Origin of the sequence: Endozoicomonas sp. SESOKO1 (assembly GCF_024606265.1) — a bacterium.
Taxonomy (GTDB): domain Bacteria; phylum Pseudomonadota; class Gammaproteobacteria; order Pseudomonadales; family Endozoicomonadaceae; genus Endozoicomonas.
This window is the reverse complement of the sequence record NZ_JAHHPP010000078.1, coordinates 1-19,087: the sequence shown is the minus strand read 5'-3', so window position 1 is coordinate 19,087 and position 19,087 is coordinate 1. Positions and strand designations below refer to the sequence as shown.

The window sequence follows — 19,087 nt, the reverse complement described above, 5'->3', positions numbered from 1 at the left end:
CCTGGCAGCTGCTTTTACACCTTCATCTTTTACTTTGAGAAAAACATTCAGTATTGCACTGGCCTTACGATCCTTTAAACCATCACGGCAACTAAAGTCTCTCGGCAATTCATACGCCTTGAGGTCTTTATCAAGATTATCTTTTTTCCAGATTTTATCGCCATGCAATCTTTCAGCCTCAGCACAGGTATCCATTGCGAGTTGTCTGACGTCTCCCCGCTTCAGCCGGACAAAAAAATTACTGATATCAGTATGACGGACATCCCTGGCATTAAACTTTGCAGTTGTCGTGTATACACCAGCACCCTTGTTTAATCCTGATGCGTCATTTAAGTCTGACGCCCGCGAAAAGTTTGGCTGAACTGCCAGACTCTGGTCAGGATGCAGTGTATTCATGTGATAAACTCCTATGATTAAGCTCCTGACAAAAAGTTTTTCTGACAAGTTTGATTTTTTTGGTCAAAGAAAAGTTCAACTCGTTTCTTAGACAGCTTTCTCATTTGAAATTTTATTTAATGAATTTTATCGTCAGATACCTGTGCGCTTCCGAAGTTTTTTGAAAAAGCTGATTACTCTCTACGTTTCCGGAATTTTTATCCGGGTGATCCTTGATTGCAGCTATTCCCGCTCCCGTTCAATATGCGCCTTTGAGCGTATAATAAATCTCAAGCACCTTATTTTCACAGTACACAAAAAACAATCTCCACTCCTGGTGGCTATTTGATGATCAAAAAAAATGAACCCTGAAGTCAGACTACCACTCATGTTCTATGAGCTGTCGTAAGGTACTACTCCCGCAACAGCCCGGTTGATAATTGCATCAAAGAACCCTCCCAGCTTTTGATCAACCAGGTCTGGATGCAATTTTTTTAACCTGCTGTGATGCTTGGGAATATTAAGGGCTTTTAATAAAGGGCGGGAATTGCCGGGAGCACAGGTATTCTCTACTCGACTTGACATTTATTCATCCTGGGCTTTTATAGTGACATTGTGTGAGTTAATCAAGACTATCTGGTTACAAAATGCGAGCATGTCAAGGTAATCCCCAATTTGATGAATGCAGTAGCAGGTCAATTGGCAAGCCGGGATCCCAGCGTCAGAATGATTTCGGTACATGGCATACTAATTCAGTTTCTGTAGAAGAAAACGTGGTTCATTCTATTCACGCTTTACCTGAGGGTGGCAAGCAGAGACCAACTATAACATCAGCAAAAAAGCCATTGGAAGACAGGCAAATATCACAAAGTTTTCAGGTAGCCAATTCCCCGGATGGGAATGATACAGCGTGTCAGGATACCCCTGTTTTTGTTGAATCAAAGGGGCAAATGTACAAGCTGATGCAACTGCCCGACTTCGTTAAACTGCGTGGCTTTGCCGGGAGTCAGGATGGCAAGTGGACAAAAGTATATGAGGACAGGCAGAAAGTTCTTCTCGTGGAGTCCAGGCCAGAGGATCTGAAGCCTGGTGAGAAAGGCACCGGATTCAACATTGTTCGTGCAACTGTCCAGTGGGACGATATTAATCCCGAGACGCTGTTCAACACTCTGCATGATGCGGACTACCGCAAAACCTGGGACAGGAAGATGATTGAGGGGTACGAGATCTGTCAGCTGGATTCACGGAATGACATTGGATACTACGCAGTGCAGCCTTATTGGCCGATCTCGAAACGCGATTTCTGCAACCTGCGCTCCTGGATGGAGTTTACCAACGGTGAGTATATCATTATGAACCACAGCGTTGACCATGCAGACTGTCCTGAGCGGGAAGGATTTGTAAGAGCTCGCTCAATTCTCACTGGGTATTACATGATACCGACCCACTCCGGCGGGGTTAAACTGATATTTATCTCACATTCTGATCCAAAGGGTTCCATACCAGCATGGCTGGTTAACAACCTTTTGGGCAGCGTGATTCCTGACACTATTACTAACTTGCATGATTGTGCCCTGAAATATGACAGCTGGGCTTTAGAGAACCATGGCACTGATACAAAATATAAATGGCGTACACCAAAGATCGACTGGGACGGCTTTACCCGGGAAGTTCGGGATAAAGAGAAACAGTACAGGGTCTTGAATCTTGAATGTGTTCAAAAAGAAAGACCCTGAATTTTGAAATAAGTTTCCTAAATACTTATATTATCCCACTAATCATAATGGTTATAGAAAATCCTTATGCTTCGTTGACATCAATATTGACGGGTTTGCCGTAGTGAGGAACTTCTATTAAGAAGGCGTGGTCTTAAGACATAGTTCAATAATTCTGTAATTCAATGAATCAATCCTATAACTTACCTTCATTCGAAGTTACTTTTTCAGGTCTTTATTCCGGGACATTAGATTTAATAAACCAACCCTGCCAACTTGATGCCAGAAAACAGCAGCAAGCGTTTCAAGGCATGGTTGGCCAGACGCTGGACTCTCCTTTTCCTATTTACAATAGTCAATCAGATATACACAAAAATGAAGCTGGTATTTTTAAATCTTTACATGAATACGATATTGTACCTCTAACAGGCTTCGATCCAGAAATCTCCTTAGGGACTGTAATTCATGAGATACCAAAATCAGTTCTTGATGAATATGTGCCTCAGGATTCTGATGATGAACTCATTAATGATGAAATATCATCAATACCAAACTTTCCCTTTACACAGCAGGCATGCTTATCGGTTAGCGAGCCTGGCCCAATACCTGCCAGACATTCGAATCCAGATGATCAGTTAACTCATCTTCCTGCTGTACTGTTTAACCGACAGGATTTAACACCAGTTACTTTAGTTAACCCGGTAAACCTGAACCAGGCGACAAGTGATGAGCAAATGACACTAGCAGAAGAAATTGCTGATAGTTTGTTTGCTGAGCGCCAAATGGAGCGAAGACAGGACCCAGAAAATAGAAAAATGATAAATCAGCGTGCCAGGGAGTGGTATAGTGAAATAATGCAAGATCCCGAAAAAAGAAAGCTGAGAAATCAGCGTGCCAGGGAGCGGTATAGAGAAAGAATGCAAGACCCCGAAAAAAGAAAGCTGAGAAACCAGCACGCCAGGGAGTGGTATAGTGAAATAATGCAAGACCCCGAAAAAAGAAAGCTGAGAAAGCAGCGTGACAGGGAGCGGTATGAAAAAGTAATGCAAGACCCCGAAAAAAGAAAGCTCAATACTCAGCGTGAAAGGGAGCGAAGACAAGCTCCCGAAATAAGAAAACTGAATTCTCAGCGTGAAAGGGAGCGACTGCAAGATCCCGAAAAAAGAAAGCTGAAAAATCAGCGTCAAAGGGAGCGGATGCAAGACCCCGAAAAAAGAAAGCTCCAGAATCAGCGTGTAAGAGAGCGAATGCAAGACCCCGAAAAAAGAAAGCTCAAGAATCAACGTGAAAGGGAGAGAATGCAAGACCCCGAAAATAGAAAACTGAGAAATCAGCACCGCAGGGAGCGGTATAGTGAAAGAATGCAAGATCCCGAAAAAAGAAAACTGAGAAATCAGCGCGCCAGGGAGCGGTATAGAAAAGTAATGCAGAAAAAAGAAGAAGAGAAGCAGTGTCAGGTCTTGAATCTTGAATGTGTTCAAATACAAAGGCCTGACCCTTGCTTCCAGGCAATGAACTTTTATCCAGCCGGGAAATCCAACGAGGAAGTAAATCCACTGTCCGGAGCTGACCGAAAGTGAACATTTCTCCGTCATCTGCCTTTCATCCCGTTGTCCAGGGTTCATTGCCACAGCAAACCTCTGCCAGTCAGGTAGTCAGGCAAATTGAGCGCAGTAATATAACTCCCCGAGACCTTACTAAATTCTTGCATGACAGGACAGTGAGGGAATGCCATGCCATCGCCGGGGAATTCTGCACAGCAGCAAATCAGGATCCTGACTTCAACGCCGAAACACTGAAAAAACAACTCAAGGCGTCAGGATTCGACGACATTAGAAAGCCGAGTTGTGAAGGCAGCGAAAAACATCAGTGTATTACAGGGTTGCTCCAGCACGTTCAGGAGGAATCTTTAATTGTTGGAGAGGGCGTTGATGGGCCTGAAGCCACAAAATTTTGTCAGCTTATCCGGGCACCAGACAGCTGTTTGGGCAGGGGCAGCGACTGGCTGATCAACGTAATGAATGAGAACCAGTTGCTGCAGGAAGCTCAGTCGCGATTAACATTCGATATGTTTCCTAGTGTGCCTTTATCATTCTTGTGTAAGGATTTCCCCCGTTGTGAAGGTGGCACCATCGACCAGACAGCGAATCATGGTGCTGATCATCAGTTCCCACAACAGGTTCCGCATTATTCACCAGTGAATGCAGCTCCATCAGCGCCCCCCGCCTATGATGACGTTGCAGGGCTTCAGGCAGCGCCTGGGCAACCAGAGATGCCTGCCCGGTCCCGGGAAAGTGAACGCTCTGAACAGCAATTGGCCAGAGGCCTCAATGTTATTGCCAGCCAGCTTGAGTCTTACTCACTGGGGCCATCCGGGACCGGGACTGCCATGGAGAATATGGCAGAGATCCTGCAGCGCATGAGCAGGCAGGGCGCACCGTCCGAGACCAAAGTGGCCAGTGGAGAACGGTTAACCTCTCTCGCCAGGCAGGTTTGGATGCCCTCAGTGAGCGTATTCTGCAACGGCAATGTATCAACGGCCGATATTAGTGTGAATATCGTCGGTAACAACCAGAACATTCAGCCTGTTGTCAGCGCTTCATGGGTACCCTTGAACAAGCTCCCTTCTGCGGTACAGGAACGATTGAAACTGGCGAGGAAGGGCGTTGAGCCGAAAGGGGAGACAAAGGCACCGATGATTCAGGTGTATTTGTTTGCCAGTAGTGAAAGGGCTTTGGAAGGCACCGAATTCACTGTGGAACTCAACAGCACCATCATGGGAAAGTATGTGTCAAATTTCTGCAGCCAGGACAGCGATAATCTGATTCCGATTTGTGCCCGGTTGCGTATGCCCAAAGGACTGAAGCAAGGTGCTGATTTTCACCAGGCAACCTTTGCTCTTCATACGGTACCAAGTTGGCGGGGACGAGAAAATGTATCATTCTCCCATGGTAAGGGGGAGAGCAGTAAGACAGAAAAGCACAACATTGGCATTCAACAAGTGGCGCCAGTGCTGGAAGCCATCGGGGTTGACCACAAAACCGCCATGTCCAGTGCGGCCGGACTTGCCATTCCCTTTGGATTTTCCCTGTTGAAACAGGATGAAAGCAAATTTGTACGACAGGTAAAACTGTTGGAGGCCGAAAGCCTGCCCGGAGCAAACCTTTCTGGTACAGGACACCTGTATGGTGGGGCAAACCTTTCTGGTGCAGGGTACGTGTATGGTGGCGGAAGCACGTCTGGTGTTGGAGGCCAGTTTGGTGGACAAAACAAGCCAGATGCAGGAAGCCTGTTTGGTGGCAGTAGCCTGTTTGATGGACTGTTTGGTAGAAGTACCCTGTTTGGTGGGCGTCCTAATCCTGGAGACAAACTTCGTGGAGGCGCTGATAAGATTGGCCCAGGGGATTCCATTCGAGCTGGCGGGGGAACCACCCGGGGCGCCTCATTGCCGACCGAAGTTGAGCCTGAGGTCAACCAATTGCGCACCAGTGGTATCAACCCCCTGGCATGCACAGCTGAAAAAGAATACACCTTTACAAAAAAGGAGGCACCAAAGGAACTCTACGCATTGGTTGCTGGCATTGTCTGGGTCCAAACGGTGACCAGCTTGCCAGGCATCGAAACCAGAGGAGATCTGATGCAGTGGATAGACAAGCAGAAAGTGGACCCGGAAAACCCGATACTTCCGGGTATTTTGTAAACCGGACGGTATTGATCCCGCTGTGTCAGGATGGTTGTCAGGATAGTTGTCATATACTTTGGTCGGGAAACTCCGATGAATACATCAGCCATCAATGCCCTGCGCCCGGAGTTTGACAGTTATCAGAATAACGAGATTCAAAGTACCACGATTAAACTGTGGAATCGGATGTGTCGGGCTTATTCACCCAGGTATCAACACATTAAAAGGGCGCTTGCGGAACATTTGGTTGAGTACTTTAACCGGCATTTAACAACTGATCAGCTACTGATCGATCGTCTTATTTTACCGGTATCAGATGACACACTTAAAACCTGTTTATTACATTACGATGCCATTGAACAAAGTCGGTCCGGCTGCTCCGGTTTTCTATCCGGATACAATTTGGCTGAATCTGATTTTGAAGCGGCTATCAGACAGCAATACGATGGTGAGCCGACTGGGGTAAACATATTATTCGGTATCCAGGGAATGGGCAATGGTCATTTGACACGGTCTCGTCTGATTGCAAAAGCACTGGCCGATCGTGGGGCCAAGGTTCAATATCTTGTTTCAGGTCGTCAGAAGAGTGAGCTTTACGATATGGAAGTATTTGGTGATTATTTGCACCGGGATGGGTTTACTTTTATCGCGAAAAATGGCCGTATCAATTTTTTCCAAACAGTAATGCATAACCGTTTTTTCGGATTTATACGTGATGTCTGGACGTTAAATGTGAAGGACTATGACCTTATTATCTCTGACTTTGAACCTGTCACGGCCTGGGCTGGGTATTTAGGAAACAAGGCAGTCATTGGCTTTGGTCATCAATATTCGTTTGACTACGATGTTCCCATGCTGCGGAGATTTTCCATTACGGGGTTAGCGGTAAAACTCTTTGCTCCGGCCTCAGAAACCATCGGGCTTCATTGGGTTAGTTTCAGGCACCAGCCGATCTTGCCACCGGTCATCGACACGACAATACGACTATGTGAAGATAAAAAACACCTTGTTGTCTATTTGCCCTTTGAAAATCAGGATAATGTTGCCAGCCTGTTAAACCGGTTTTCGGGATACCGGTTTAAAATTTATGGTCCCAGGGCGCCGGAGGTTATTGGCAATACGGAGTTTTTTCAAATGAGCGTAAACAGCTTTAAAGAAAGTCTGCAGACATCCAGAGGGGTGATTTGTAACTGCGGATTTACACTGATCGCCGAATGCATACATATTGGCTTACCCGTTTTAACTAAACCTCTTAAGGGACAAATAGAACAACTATCCAATGCCTATACACTTGAAAATCGGCATTTGGCTGAAGTGTTCTATTGTCTGACTTATGAAAATCTGCAGCATTTTATAGAAAACGCCCAGCGCAAGGCAGCGAATCCGTATCCCGATGTAGCGGAGGCAATTGCCGGCTGGGTTGTTTCTGATCGTAATGAGACAGTTACTGAATTATCTGAAAAGCTCTGGCAGAATCAACGTGATCTTGCCAGGTTGTCTCAAAGGAGAGGAAAAACACTGTCAGGTCTTGAATCTTGAATATATTTAACCCGGATATTTCATTATTTTTGAAACTGATTTTCATTTATTTCATTTTTTTTCGAACTATCATTAATTACAAAAGTCCAAGTAACCAATAAAAATAAGATCACTTATAAAAACACTATGTCAGCTTGTCTGCCACAGTGTTTTTCCAGTCAAGAAGTTTGTTTTCACCAGTCTCGGTTTTATTAATAATTGTGTAGCAGTTAAAAGGGTGATTTTTTCATGGATATTAGTTTTAATCCAACTGTCTCGGTTATTTCAAATGCTGAATCCAAAGAGGATAAGACTGCAGGAAATAACTTGACACCCATAAGCTTAAAAAAACAACAGGATTCAATGGAGTCAGGGGATAACAACCTGCTTGATCAGCAAATATTAAAACGTACTGTAACATGCCACCCTGAAGAAAAGAGTACTGATAGCTCAGTCACCAGTGTTACCCCTTTTTCCGACTCAAAAACCAATAGCCCCGACAATATGATTTCATGGAGAGCTCTTCTCAAGGGCGTCTATCAATCCTTGTATCAACAGAATCACCTGGAGATTAAGGCCCAATTAAATGCTCTCAGTGATATTCAGATTCAAAGCCTGTTCATTCCTCGCCCCACTGAATGTCAGGAAAAACTCAAGATTACGGATGCACTTCTGGAATTGGCCAGCATTTCCAACGAGGCAGGCAGTGTTTTTTACCAGGCTTTATTTGACCGACTGTCCTCGGAAGACCTCCGGCATGTACTTTTAAAATCTTTCGATGACGGCGAAACGATATTGCATCAAGTATGCCGTGTTATGGATGAGCCATTATTCAAGAAGCTGGAAGATAAATTTGATAGGCAAACCCTTTTGGAGATGGTCACCCAACCCATGCATGATCTTGCTCCTCCCCTTGCATTCGCTTGTCTTTATAACAAAAGTACCTATCTGTTTGAAACCGTTCTTCATGAAAATAGGGAATTGATAGAAAAAATCCTGAAAGGGGGGCCTGACATTGATCAATCCTTACTACAGTTCATGTGCAGTGATCTCAGGCGTCCCTATGAAGAATTCCAGCTAACTGAACCAGAATACCATCACCGTATTAAATACCTGTTAGATGTCCTGACTATTCAGGATCGTTTGGAGGCTATTCTTTTTACCGGAAAATCCAATGTGTCTGCTTTGCTATGGGCCTGTACAGGCAAGCGATACATCAGTGATGAATTGATATTTATATTGACTGAAACATTCAGCGATAATCAGAAAGTTGACCTTCTTACAGCACAAGCGGAAACGGGTCATTCAATGGTACAAAAATGCCTTGAACTTAAGAAGCCTGAAAAAATTGTCAACCTCTGCATGTCATTCGGTAATCCATTACTGAGGTTCAAGGTGCTGTCCATTTGCACATTGGAAGGCCATTCCTTATTTCAACAGTGGCTTCTTAACGCTCGTGTAAAAATTTCAGATCACAGGCTGCTGGAAGGTATAGATCACATGCTGTGTGATATGGACGATGACCACCGGGATCTCATAATTGCTGGTGATCGATGTATTTGGGATCAGGCATTTGACTGTACCGATGATATGTCCATAACACTCAGGCAGCAAGAACAAACTCCGATTGTAGATGCCATGAACAGGGAAGCAATGTACCTGGCTACATTTCTCTGGGATCGGATTACGGATCAAGAATTACAAATTAAACTGCTGCTTTACAAAACCAAACACCAGACAACTTTGTTGAAGGACATAATAGATAATGGGGGCGATTGGCATTACTTGAAAAACAGGCTCATGTTCACCCATGACGAGGCCTTGAAAAATTCATTTGCGGCCGAATTGAACAGACATGCTATCGCAGCCGAACGTTTTGACGATGCTGACTATTACTTCCGACAAATAAGCGACCCTAAATTAAAAGATGATCTGTTTAAAGTCAATCACCAGTGTTTTTTATTGAATCTCTGTAATAAGAGTAAGACGGATATAGAAAGTTTTTTCAGTCAGCAAACTCAACCCCAATGCACAGAATCTGTTCTCTATATACTTGAACATAGTCTCTACAACCATAAACCCTTGATGGAAAAACTCCCTTACCTGATTGCATTGCATAAGAAATCAGGCAATAACGATACTTTTGTCCAATGGGCCACAAGTCCACAGAAAGACAAAAAAAGCCCGCTGATCAAAGCCCTGTGTCGATTTGACGTTGCTTACTGCAAAATACATTATCCTGGGTGCTTCACGTCATGCATTGGCAATATTGAAAACCTGAATAGGGAAGCCTGCTTTAGTCTCCAGATATTCCAGGGAATGGTTAGCATGATGAGTGAGAAACAGATCAAGGAATTCTATCTTTTTTTTCTTAATCAGAGTTATGCAACGTTACATCTGCTCTTTTATAAAGATATTCTTGAAATCATCGTTGATGCCCTGGGTGATTCGGGCAGGGCCTTTCTTGAACTAATAAATCCTGAGACAGGTGAAAATGTATTGCATATTATGTCTAAAACTGAGTTTATTGACTATTCAAATGTTGGGCCGGATGGTCTCATTGATACAGTTAACTGGCTGGTTAAAAAATATGGATTAACTACGTTTTTGCAAGGTCGTTTAAAAAATGATGACTCAACCCCTTTACATTTGCTCTTGGTAAACATCCATACATCAAGGCTGCGATTTCATATCAGACGAACATTACGAGAGTGTATTCTGCAGGATCTACTTCAATCAAATTCAGACCTGCTGGTTGATTTATTAAAACTTAAAGACAACAACGGCTGTACACCTCTGCACAAATACTTTCCCTGTGAATTTATCAATAACGAGTTCTGTGACCCGATAATCGAAAAAACGGGTATTGAAACATTTTTTAAGCTAATGCATATCAAAGACAAACAAGGCAATACAGTTATGCATCATTGTTTAAAGCGCCATAAGAATTTGTATGAGCAATACAATACAATGTTTCAGACACTCCCTGCTGAGGTAAAAGCTCAGGTGACCGATTAAGAGAAAGCCAGTGAAAGTCAGTGCCAGGTCTTTAAATGAATAATGATCATTGTCGTTTTTACTGATAAGAAGCAATATTTGCACATGACCCTTCTTTACTCATTTAATTGTGGTAATTCATAAGGAACTTTTTGGGAATAATTAAGTCAGATAATTTTGTCTGCGGGCAGACAAAAATATTTTTAATAAAAATTATGGGCCGGAAGTAACCAATAATCTGAGGATAATAAGGTATATGAATATCTCTAATGCTACGTATTTAACGGTGACAACACAGCCAGTGGCTCACCGGTTATGTGACTACACCCTTAATTGTGAGCGAATTAAACAGGATCGCTTTGCGTGTGCCATAACTACTCCGATGCCTGCCGCTGGAGGTGCCGCTATTGGTGGTGTTGTAGCCCATAATACTGCAGCCTGCAGCACTGTCGCTGGTGTCTTCGGCGGCCTGGCTGTTGGCGTCTGCTTTTCTGGCGCCGTGTTTCTTTGTGTAAATGCCTGCACAGATGACTGCAATTACATCAAGCTTCGTAATCGAGAGATCACCACCTCCACCGAACCGGCCCCCCTTGCAGTTAGGCAGCAACATAAACAGGAGCCACTATCGGCTGAACCTCTGCCTTACCCGGAAACTGGTTCCATCCGCACAGCACCAGTTCAGTCCCAGCCAGGACTGTACTCTTCTTCTCCATTGCCAGGCATCGGCGATTTTAGCTCCATTCACCCTACTACTCATGCTGTCTCTCAAATCGTCAGTGGTAGATCAACCTCTGAAGTAGCGTCCGGTGCCTATAGTCTGACTTCTGGCGGCTCAACCTCTCTGCGTTTACCGGGCTTCAGCTTTTGGTAATTATTGACATCCTCCCACCACTAAACCGCTACGCGGTTATAGTGGGGGATTCCTACAGCTAGACGCTCATGCCCGAGCGCAAGAATGTTCCTTGCCGCATTGGTATCGCGGTGGTGTTCAGCTCCGCACTCTGAACAGGTCCATTCTCTTATTCGCAAACCTGCTCTACCTTTCGGACTGCTATCGGAAATACAACCGCAGCACGAACAAGTCTGGGTGGAGTATGCTTCGTTGACTTCTTCAAAAACAATGCCTGCGTGATCGCATTTATATTCCAGCATTGTTTTCAACATTCCCCAACCGGCATCTAAAACAGATTTTGCCATTTTGGTTTTTGCCAGACCGAGGGAATTGACGTTACCAACGAAGATAGCCGCATTTTCATTAACCAGTTTGCGACTGTATTTGTGAAGATCATCTTTTCTTTTATTTGTTATTTTTGCGTGAATAGCCTTGATTCTCTTTTTGTTTCTGGCTCGTTGAGCAATACCAAGATCGGCTTCAAAGGCCCGGTATGTTCTGCCTTTTACACCATCACCATTAGAATCAGTGGCCGATTCTTTGCAGCCAAGGTCTATACCTACAGACTTAGTGCCTTTTGATGTTTCAGTCTCAACATAAACAACAACATTGAAGTACCAACGACCTCTTGAATCTTCGCTAAAACTGGCAGAACGGAACTTGTAATCACTGAGATTAAAAGAGTCCCAGACTGAAAAATAATGGCCGTTATGAAAAACCTGTCCGTTTTTCCATTTGGATTGCCCGGTATTTATCGGAATCCAGCCAAGAGATCGACGGACACCACCGGATTTTCGCCAGTTAAGCCTCGCTTTCCTGAACTGTTTTCTGCGAGTCACATACTCGGCAGCAATACACTGCAAAGACTGACTGTGTAATCCCAACTCTTTCCCTGCCCCTTTGGTATAAGGGTGTATGTCATAGGCAGACAAAAATACTCCCCGTTCTTTGATCATACGGGTGCTGAGTTCATTGATGTAGTTCCAGACAAAATTGACAGATCGAGCCATTTTACTAAGTAATCTGGCGTGTTTGTCTTTTACTCGAACCTTCATTGTTTTTGTTTGTGCCATAATTTTTTTTGACCTGAAAAACAACGAAAAGTTCCTGTTTTTTCGGTTGTTTTGCCAGCCCTCTACGGGCTGGTCGCTGCCTGCGCGGCCCGATCCATCTCCACCCAAGCGCTTTGCGCTATGGATGGAGTATTCCGCTCTGTCTGATAAAGATCAAGCTGTTCAAAAGCTGCACAGTTCATGTTTAGTGAAATTGGTATCAGAGCCAGGTTCCTGAAAATCTGAATGTTTTTTTATTATGGAGGAACTTTTATAATAAAGAGTTGTCTTAAGCAGTAATTCAGCAATTCAATAATTCAACAATTCGATGGATTTTCTTAGTAGCCTGCCCTCATTCGATCTTGATTTTGACGATCTTTATTTCGGCTCATTAGATTTAATAGAACAAGACCATCGATTTGTTGATGCCAGCATACAAACCCAGACATATCAGGGAATGTCTGTTCAGGTACTGAACACTTCCATTCCCGGTTACCATAATCAACCAGATACAGACGAAAATAACCCTGAGTTCTTTAATTCATTGAATAAATATCATATTGAGCCACTAACTATTTCACAAAGAGCGTCAGAAACAGCTTCACAAACAGCAGTTTTTTTTGAAACTGATATTCCGGACATACCAACATCAGTTGATGAACATATACCTGAGAATTCTGGTAACGAACCCATTAATGATACACCATCATCAATACCAGACATGTCTCGTATTCAGCATATATGTTTATCAGGGAGTGAGCCTGAAATCAGGGAGCCAGCACCACAGAGCCATTCGAATCCAGACTATCCCTTAAACCACCTTCCTGACGTACTCTCTAACCCACAAGATTTACGACCATTGACTGTAGTTAACCCGATAAACCTGAACCAGACTGCAAATGAGAATCAAACGCCCCGGGTAAAAGACATTGTTGATGATAACGCTTCGATAATTGAGCGCGAAAGGGAGCATAAAAGGAACCAAATGCGAGAGCGTCGCAAAGATCCCGTTTACGCCGAGCGCCAAAGGAAGCGTGACAGGAATCGTTACCAGAATGATCCTGATTTCGCCGAGCGCAAAAGGAAGCTTAACAGGAAGCGCAACAGGGAGCGCAGAAGGGAACGCTACCAGAATGATCCCGATTTCGCCGAGCGCATAAAGGCGTACCGAAGGGAGCGCTACCGGAATGATCCCGATTTCGCCGAGCGCATAAGGAAACGTAACAGTGAGTACAAGAAGCGCAACACTGAGTACAACAAAAGTGAGTGTAAAAGGAAACTTCGCAAAGATTCAACTGTTCATCCAGACCAGTAGACCATCGCAATTAGACAGCTTTCTCATTTGAAATTTTATTTAATGAACCTTGCCTTCGCTTCCTTTGGCGTTGATTTTTCAGCTCTCTTTTCAGGGTCTTTCCTTCGCTCTCTTCGTTGCTGATTTCTCAGATTTCTTTTTTCGGGGTCTTTCATTCGCTCCTTTTGGCGCTGATTCAGCAGCTTTCTTTGTATGGGGTCCTTCATTCTTTCATGATACCGCTCCCTTTGGCGCTGATTAAACTGATTTATTTTTTCGGGATCTTGCCTTAGCTCCTTTTGGCGTTGATATTCCAGCTTTCTTTTTTCGGGGTCTTGTCTTATCTCTCTTTGGCGTTGATTTATCAGCTTTCTTTTTTCGGGATCCTTCACTCTTTCATTATACCGCTCCCTTTGGCGCTGACTATTCAGCTTTCTTTTTTCGGGATCCTTCATTCTTTCATGATACCGCTTCCTTCTTTGCTGATTTACCAGCTTCCTTTTTTTGGGTTCTTGCATTCGCTCCCTTTGGTGCTCAACAAGGAAACTATCAGCAATTTCTTCCAGTGGGGTCGTTTGCTCATCACTTGTCGTTTGGTTCAGGTTTATCGGGTTAACAAAAGTAACATCTGGTAAATCTTGTTGGTTAAACAGTATGTCATGAAGATGAGTTAACTGATCATCTGGATTGAATTCTGCTAAAGATACAATATCGTATTCATGCAACGATTTAAGAATGCCTGTTTCACTTTGGTATATATCTGATTGACTATTGTAAACAGGAATAGGAGAGTTCAGTGTCTGGCCAGACATGCCTTGAGACACATGCTGTTGTTTGCTGGCATCAAGTTCGCAGGATTGGTTTATGATATCTAATGTACTGGAATAAAGATCAGAAAAAGCAACATCGAATGAAGGTAACATACAGGAGTGATTCATTGAATTATTGGATTATTGAATAAATCTTAAGACTATGTCTTCTTATAAAAGTTCCTCCCTGCCACAAACCATTTACGTGAGAATACATACACAGTCTGGTCGCACTCCGGTGCAGTAGCATGGGAGCGAGTAGAAATTAGTGCTCCGCTGCACCAACATCTCTGATAACCCTCAGACTTCCTTTTTTCCAGCTTTTACATATATCTAATATCGAATCAAGATCCTGAATGTAAATATTTAATCCAGAAATTTTGCTAATGTATATTCCATCACCGAGATAAACCACGCTATGATAAACCAAAGGTTTATATCCAACGGAGTCAGGCTTAGCTGTTATTTGTACAATGTCTCCAAAACTTAAATCCTGTTCTCCGGTAAATTCAGTGACTTTTACGTTTGGAAGTGATTCGTAAAAAGCATCATGATCTTTATATCGCGTGGACTCAAAAACGGTAAAGCCAAGACTCAAGTAATGAGCAAAGTCATGACATATACCTCTTATTGGAATTTTTGTGCGGTCATCTAAAACGGTACAAACATTTTCAAAACCTTTTGTTATAACATCAGAAAGCCTCTTTGCTATCAGGTTGTTTTTTTCTTCTTGTCGGGCAGTAAAATTTTCCAGTAAAACCTCATCATTTATTGAAACAGAATGACAACCTGACTTCTGGTTTATAAAATGATAAGTCTTTCCATTGAGAATAAATGGAAAGGATTTAATCTCACCATGGCCGAACATCATGGTTGTCTTGTAGTGGCATATCTCCAGTTTTCGCTGTACTGGCTGATCAGATCGTGGGGTGCACGGAACATCCATTGCTGATCTTATTGAAGCATTGGATGCCTGGCTGTTTTGTAGTGGTTGCATGGTTCCTCCTTAAACATAATTTAACTTGATCGATGAATTTTATAATTGGATTATCAAACAATCATTAAGTTGCACATTATTGATAACAAAGTGCTAAGAACGCATAACTAAAATTTCAGATGATCACTCCTGCGGCGTATATGACCCTGACTTTTCTGGCTTTTTGCAAGCGGGATACCAATACTGCGTCAGTCACCGAGTGAGAATATCCGTCTGGCATTGTCGGTGGTTGCAGCGGCAATCTCTTCGCCATCCACACCGAGCACCTGGCTCAGCGCATGGATCACATAGGGCAGATTAGCCGGTTCATTATCATTTGCTCTTTTGCCACCGCGACGGTGCTCTAACCGCTGCGGCATGACCAGATAAGGTTTTAAAAACGGTGCATCGGTCTCAACCATCAGGCGGTCACGCAGAGCCTCCCAACCGACAGAGCGCAGTGCCTTAACCAGATCTTTGTTACGGTTATCGCCGATCCAACCGGTAATTCCAATGGAACAGCCCAGATCAAGATAGGCCTGCAGTTGCTCACTGTTACCGGTGAAACAGTGCACGCAGGCCATGGCTGGTGAAGGCAACTGATTTATGTGGTCTGCCAGAATGCGCACGAAGTCATCATGGGCAAGCCGCTCATGCAAAAACAGTGGTTTTTTCAGCTCTGCAGCCAGCGCCAACTGTTTCCTGAACACGGTACGTTGCACTTCAGGAGACGACCATCTGCGATCGTAATCCAATCCACACTCACCCACCGCAATGCAGTGGCTATCCCCCTGTTCAAGTATTTTTCTCATTTGCCGTATGCCACCATCTCGGTGGAAATCCCTGGCATGGTGTGGATGGCATCCCACTGTATAGTACAAAGAACATGGGGAGGAATCTGAAAATCCAGAGGCTTCAGTAGCATTCGCCGATGGCTCCGGCCATTGATCCACCAATTTCTGAGCCTTTTGCGACGCAGAAATGGAAGTGCCCGTTATCATGATGCGCCCAACCCCTGCCCGGGAAGCATCTGCCACAACCTGGGGCAAGTCAAAGCAGTCCTTGACGAGATTGGCTCCAATATCAACCAGTGGCGTCATGTATTGAGGCCTGAACCTTGGGCGAGTCAAATATAACTTGCCCAACTCTGGCCGGGAAGCATACTGAAAATGAGAACATTCATCATCCCTGGCAGGCGCATCAAGTGATGCAGAGGCCTCGGTCGAGGGCTGGCAATATCTTGACTCCAAGCCCTTATCCATGACCTGCTGACCTGGAACGGGATTGTAGTCCGATTTGCCAAGGTATCGGGATGCAACGGGAGAAACGCCGGGAAAAGGCTTGTCAGCAGAACCTGGGCACCTCTTCTTTTTTTTAATTTTCCGTGACTTTTTTGAACGGCCTTCTTGCCAGACTTTCAGATCCGCTTCGTCGGCGACCCAATGCGTACCTTTGCTGCCAGCGTCATGAGGGGGCACTGAATTAGGTGACGTGATCTTGGTCGGCATCATTGTAGTCCGCTCGCTCCTGTCTGGCATTTTCAGAAATTAACGTCAGCATGTTCATCGCACGCAGGCGCTTGCAATTGAGGCTGTTAGGCTAGTCAACAAATACGGCAATTACCACTGCAGATAAGTTACAGGGCAAAGGAACTAAGTTATTAAACGAATGGTCATAGCATTAAATAATGAATGGTTTTCGCCATTAATTGCCGATTAAGCCTGGCATAAAGATGCTGGTCATGACCGTTAGCCGTGGTAACTGTTCGGTTTTCATCGGTTCAATAAAATGCGGCCGAAAATATCGAAAATATCAAAGGGGAGCCTGATTTTGGATTTGGTTAAAACCAGCATGGTAAGCAAAGCTGATAAAATTGGCACATTCAGCCCGACAGGCCGCATCCTGCAAGGCAAAACATCCACCAGAACAGTGCAAGTCAGGAACGGTGAGGAGGTGGGTAAGCTAGCGTTGGTTAATAAACTGAAAATGCTTCAGGTCAATCCTCCAAATCAGCAAGATGGGTTGCCTGCCCCGAAAAGACGTTATAATCCACAGTCTGGCGGGTGCACACCGGAAAAAATGCTCCGGTATTCCGGGTCAGACCATTATTGTGAGTTAATTTCTGATCGTAGTAAGGTTCCGGATAGTATCAAAATCATCATCATGTATTTTGGTGAAGAAAACCTGGAATTGCTTATGCGACAAAATCCAGGGCTACAAAAACTGGTGTCGTTGGATGGCTTGAAAAAAATGCCTGGTGGCGTGTCAGAGACGATTGAAGGGGTAGATTTCAGAGGCTGTTCAATGAAGGGAGCCGAGTTTGAATATACAGTTTTCAAGCGCTGTAAATTCACTAAAGAGCAATTAAACAGTGCTGATCTTGAAAGGATTGTTTTTCAGGACTGCTCTTTTGAAGGTGACTACCTTGCATCATCAGTATTGGAAAATGCAAAATTTTTTCCTGAGAATCCACAGGAGACAAGTCATATAGTAGACAGTAGGCAGCAAGCAGACAGTAGGCAGCGGACTTCCCAAATCATATTTCAGTCATGTGTTAACCTTCAGGGTGAGTTCAATCTGAAACAATGGTTGGATGTTATGGATAAGAATAATTACTTGTGTCCACATATGGAACCCCTGGATGAATTAACAAAAAAAATAATCATTGAAAATATTGAAATGATAAAAAGTGATTATCCACAAAAACTTAAATCAATTATTTTTTATCTTTTTAGTATCAGTCTGGATCATGATGCCAGCGCCTTGAGCTTCGTCGAGGACAATCCTGAATTCTTTGATCGTAAAGTAAACGATCTCAGCTCTGTGTATTTTGATTTTAAAACCACCATCCTCAGCAATAGGTACGACGGAAATATTTTCGCTTTTCTGGAAGATTTGAATGCTTTGTTAACTGATCTGGTTGAGCCTTTGTCGGATGGTGAAGAGGAGGACTTGTTTGATCTGGATGATTCTGTAGAACCCATAGAAGATGTGCACAGTCCTTTACCCAGAGAAGATATGTTGGTGTTGATGATCAATATCATTGAGCTTCTCATGTTTCCTCATCCCAAACATGAATACATAGAATTGGGTGCCAACACAAACGGTATAAATAATGGAACCTCTGAAAAAAGTGCCAAAAATATCGAAAATAAAACTAACCGGTATTTTGGGTCAGATTATAAACTACACAGATCTATAGAATGTACCCGGGCTAAATTTTTTCAGTGGGGACTGGAAGCATACAGAACAAAATGTCATAGAGTCTGGGAGAGTTGTCCAAGAGAGGGCAAATTAACAATAGCCAAGTACTGCCTGAGACACAAGATTGTAGCCGTTGACCATGGTACGACGATAGAATTCATGAAATTGCTTTTCACCAATCACGAACTGGAGCCTTGGCTGGATAACTTTGCTGCGAATATTGATGAGCATAAAAATAATGAACGAAGAATCAATGTTTGGATAAGGAAATTTGACGCAGACACCGAAGAATATAGCAGCGAAGAAATAGATGAATCACTAAAGGATTTTGAACAGTGGTTAAAGAACGTTGCGTCCGATTTGACATTGTTGCCAGCTGCAGTTACGGCAATGGAGCATTAAGTAGCTAAGTATTTGTCTCGGTATAACTTCCTCTTTTTGCCACGGAGACACGGAGAAAAGAAAAAATCTTTTCCTCTGTGCCTTCGTGGCAAGGTTTTCTTTTTACCGGGCAATATTGGAAATAACTTCCCTATTTTCATTGCCTGACTCCGTTCGGACTGAGCTTGTCGA

The 19,087-nt window shown here is 43.7% G+C and carries 13 protein-coding genes; 8 read left to right on the top strand and 5 right to left on the bottom strand.

Features of this window, described 5'->3' with window-relative positions; translation table 11 throughout:
• Nucleotides 1–768 precede the first annotated feature (768 nt).
• Nucleotides 769–960 (bottom strand): hypothetical protein, encoded by a 192-nt coding sequence (locus KDK13_RS04330; protein ID WP_257283702.1) that lies wholly within the window; start codon nucleotides 958–960, stop codon nucleotides 769–771.
• Nucleotides 961–1,325: 365 nt separating this feature from the next.
• On the opposite strand from KDK13_RS04330, the gene KDK13_RS04325 reads away from it, so the two are divergent.
• From KDK13_RS04325 to KDK13_RS04300, 6 genes are all read left to right on the top strand, one after another.
• The gene (locus KDK13_RS04325; RefSeq protein WP_257283701.1) at nucleotides 1,326–2,111 is read left to right on the top strand and encodes an START domain-containing protein; all 786 of its coding nucleotides are present in this window, start codon (nucleotides 1,326–1,328) and stop codon (nucleotides 2,109–2,111) included.
• Nucleotides 2,112–2,587: 476 nt separating this feature from the next.
• Complete coding sequence (locus KDK13_RS04320; RefSeq protein WP_257283700.1) at nucleotides 2,588–3,670, top strand: hypothetical protein; 1,083 nt, start codon at nucleotides 2,588–2,590, stop codon at nucleotides 3,668–3,670.
• Nucleotides 3,667–5,790, top strand: a complete 2,124-nt coding sequence (locus KDK13_RS04315; protein ID WP_257283699.1) for a hypothetical protein — start codon at nucleotides 3,667–3,669, stop codon at nucleotides 5,788–5,790. Before KDK13_RS04320 ends, KDK13_RS04315 begins: the two co-directional genes overlap by 4 nt.
• A 75-nt stretch (nucleotides 5,791–5,865) precedes the next feature.
• Nucleotides 5,866–7,311, top strand: coding sequence for a glycosyltransferase family protein (locus KDK13_RS04310; RefSeq protein ID WP_257283698.1), 1,446 nt, complete (start codon nucleotides 5,866–5,868; stop codon nucleotides 7,309–7,311).
• A gap of 228 nt (nucleotides 7,312–7,539) precedes the next feature.
• Nucleotides 7,540–10,308: a hypothetical protein gene (locus KDK13_RS04305; RefSeq protein ID WP_257283697.1), complete on the top strand. Its 2,769-nt coding sequence runs from the start codon at nucleotides 7,540–7,542 to the stop codon at nucleotides 10,306–10,308.
• A 235-nt stretch (nucleotides 10,309–10,543) separates the two neighbouring features.
• Nucleotides 10,544–11,158: a hypothetical protein gene (locus KDK13_RS04300; RefSeq protein WP_257283696.1), complete on the top strand. Its 615-nt coding sequence runs from the start codon at nucleotides 10,544–10,546 to the stop codon at nucleotides 11,156–11,158.
• 20 nt (nucleotides 11,159–11,178) lie between these two features.
• On the opposite strand, the gene KDK13_RS04295 is transcribed toward KDK13_RS04300, so the two are convergent.
• Nucleotides 11,179–12,252 (bottom strand): transposase, encoded by a 1,074-nt coding sequence (locus tag KDK13_RS04295; protein WP_257283695.1) that lies wholly within the window; start codon nucleotides 12,250–12,252, stop codon nucleotides 11,179–11,181.
• Nucleotides 12,253–12,559: 307 nt separating this feature from the next.
• Here KDK13_RS04295 and KDK13_RS04290 point away from each other — a divergent pair, with 307 nt between their 5' ends.
• Nucleotides 12,560–13,546, top strand: coding sequence for a hypothetical protein (locus KDK13_RS04290; protein WP_257283694.1), 987 nt, complete (start codon nucleotides 12,560–12,562; stop codon nucleotides 13,544–13,546).
• Nucleotides 13,547–13,581: 35 nt separating this feature from the next.
• Here the strand turns inward: KDK13_RS04290 and KDK13_RS04285 are convergent, their stop codons facing one another.
• From KDK13_RS04285 to KDK13_RS04275, 3 genes are all read right to left on the bottom strand, one after another.
• Nucleotides 13,582–14,448 (bottom strand): hypothetical protein, encoded by an 867-nt coding sequence (locus KDK13_RS04285; protein WP_257283693.1) that lies wholly within the window; start codon nucleotides 14,446–14,448, stop codon nucleotides 13,582–13,584.
• Between the two features lie 151 nt (nucleotides 14,449–14,599).
• Complete coding sequence (locus KDK13_RS04280) at nucleotides 14,600–15,331, bottom strand: hypothetical protein (protein WP_257283692.1); 732 nt, start codon at nucleotides 15,329–15,331, stop codon at nucleotides 14,600–14,602.
• Between the two features lie 188 nt (nucleotides 15,332–15,519).
• Nucleotides 15,520–16,821: a TatD family hydrolase gene (locus KDK13_RS04275; protein ID WP_257283691.1), complete on the bottom strand. Its 1,302-nt coding sequence runs from the start codon at nucleotides 16,819–16,821 to the stop codon at nucleotides 15,520–15,522.
• A 319-nt stretch (nucleotides 16,822–17,140) separates the two neighbouring features.
• Between KDK13_RS04275 and KDK13_RS04270 the strand changes: the two genes are divergently transcribed.
• Nucleotides 17,141–18,916, top strand: coding sequence for a pentapeptide repeat-containing protein (locus KDK13_RS04270; RefSeq protein ID WP_257283690.1), 1,776 nt, complete (start codon nucleotides 17,141–17,143; stop codon nucleotides 18,914–18,916).
• Nucleotides 18,917–19,087: the final 171 nt, after the last annotated feature.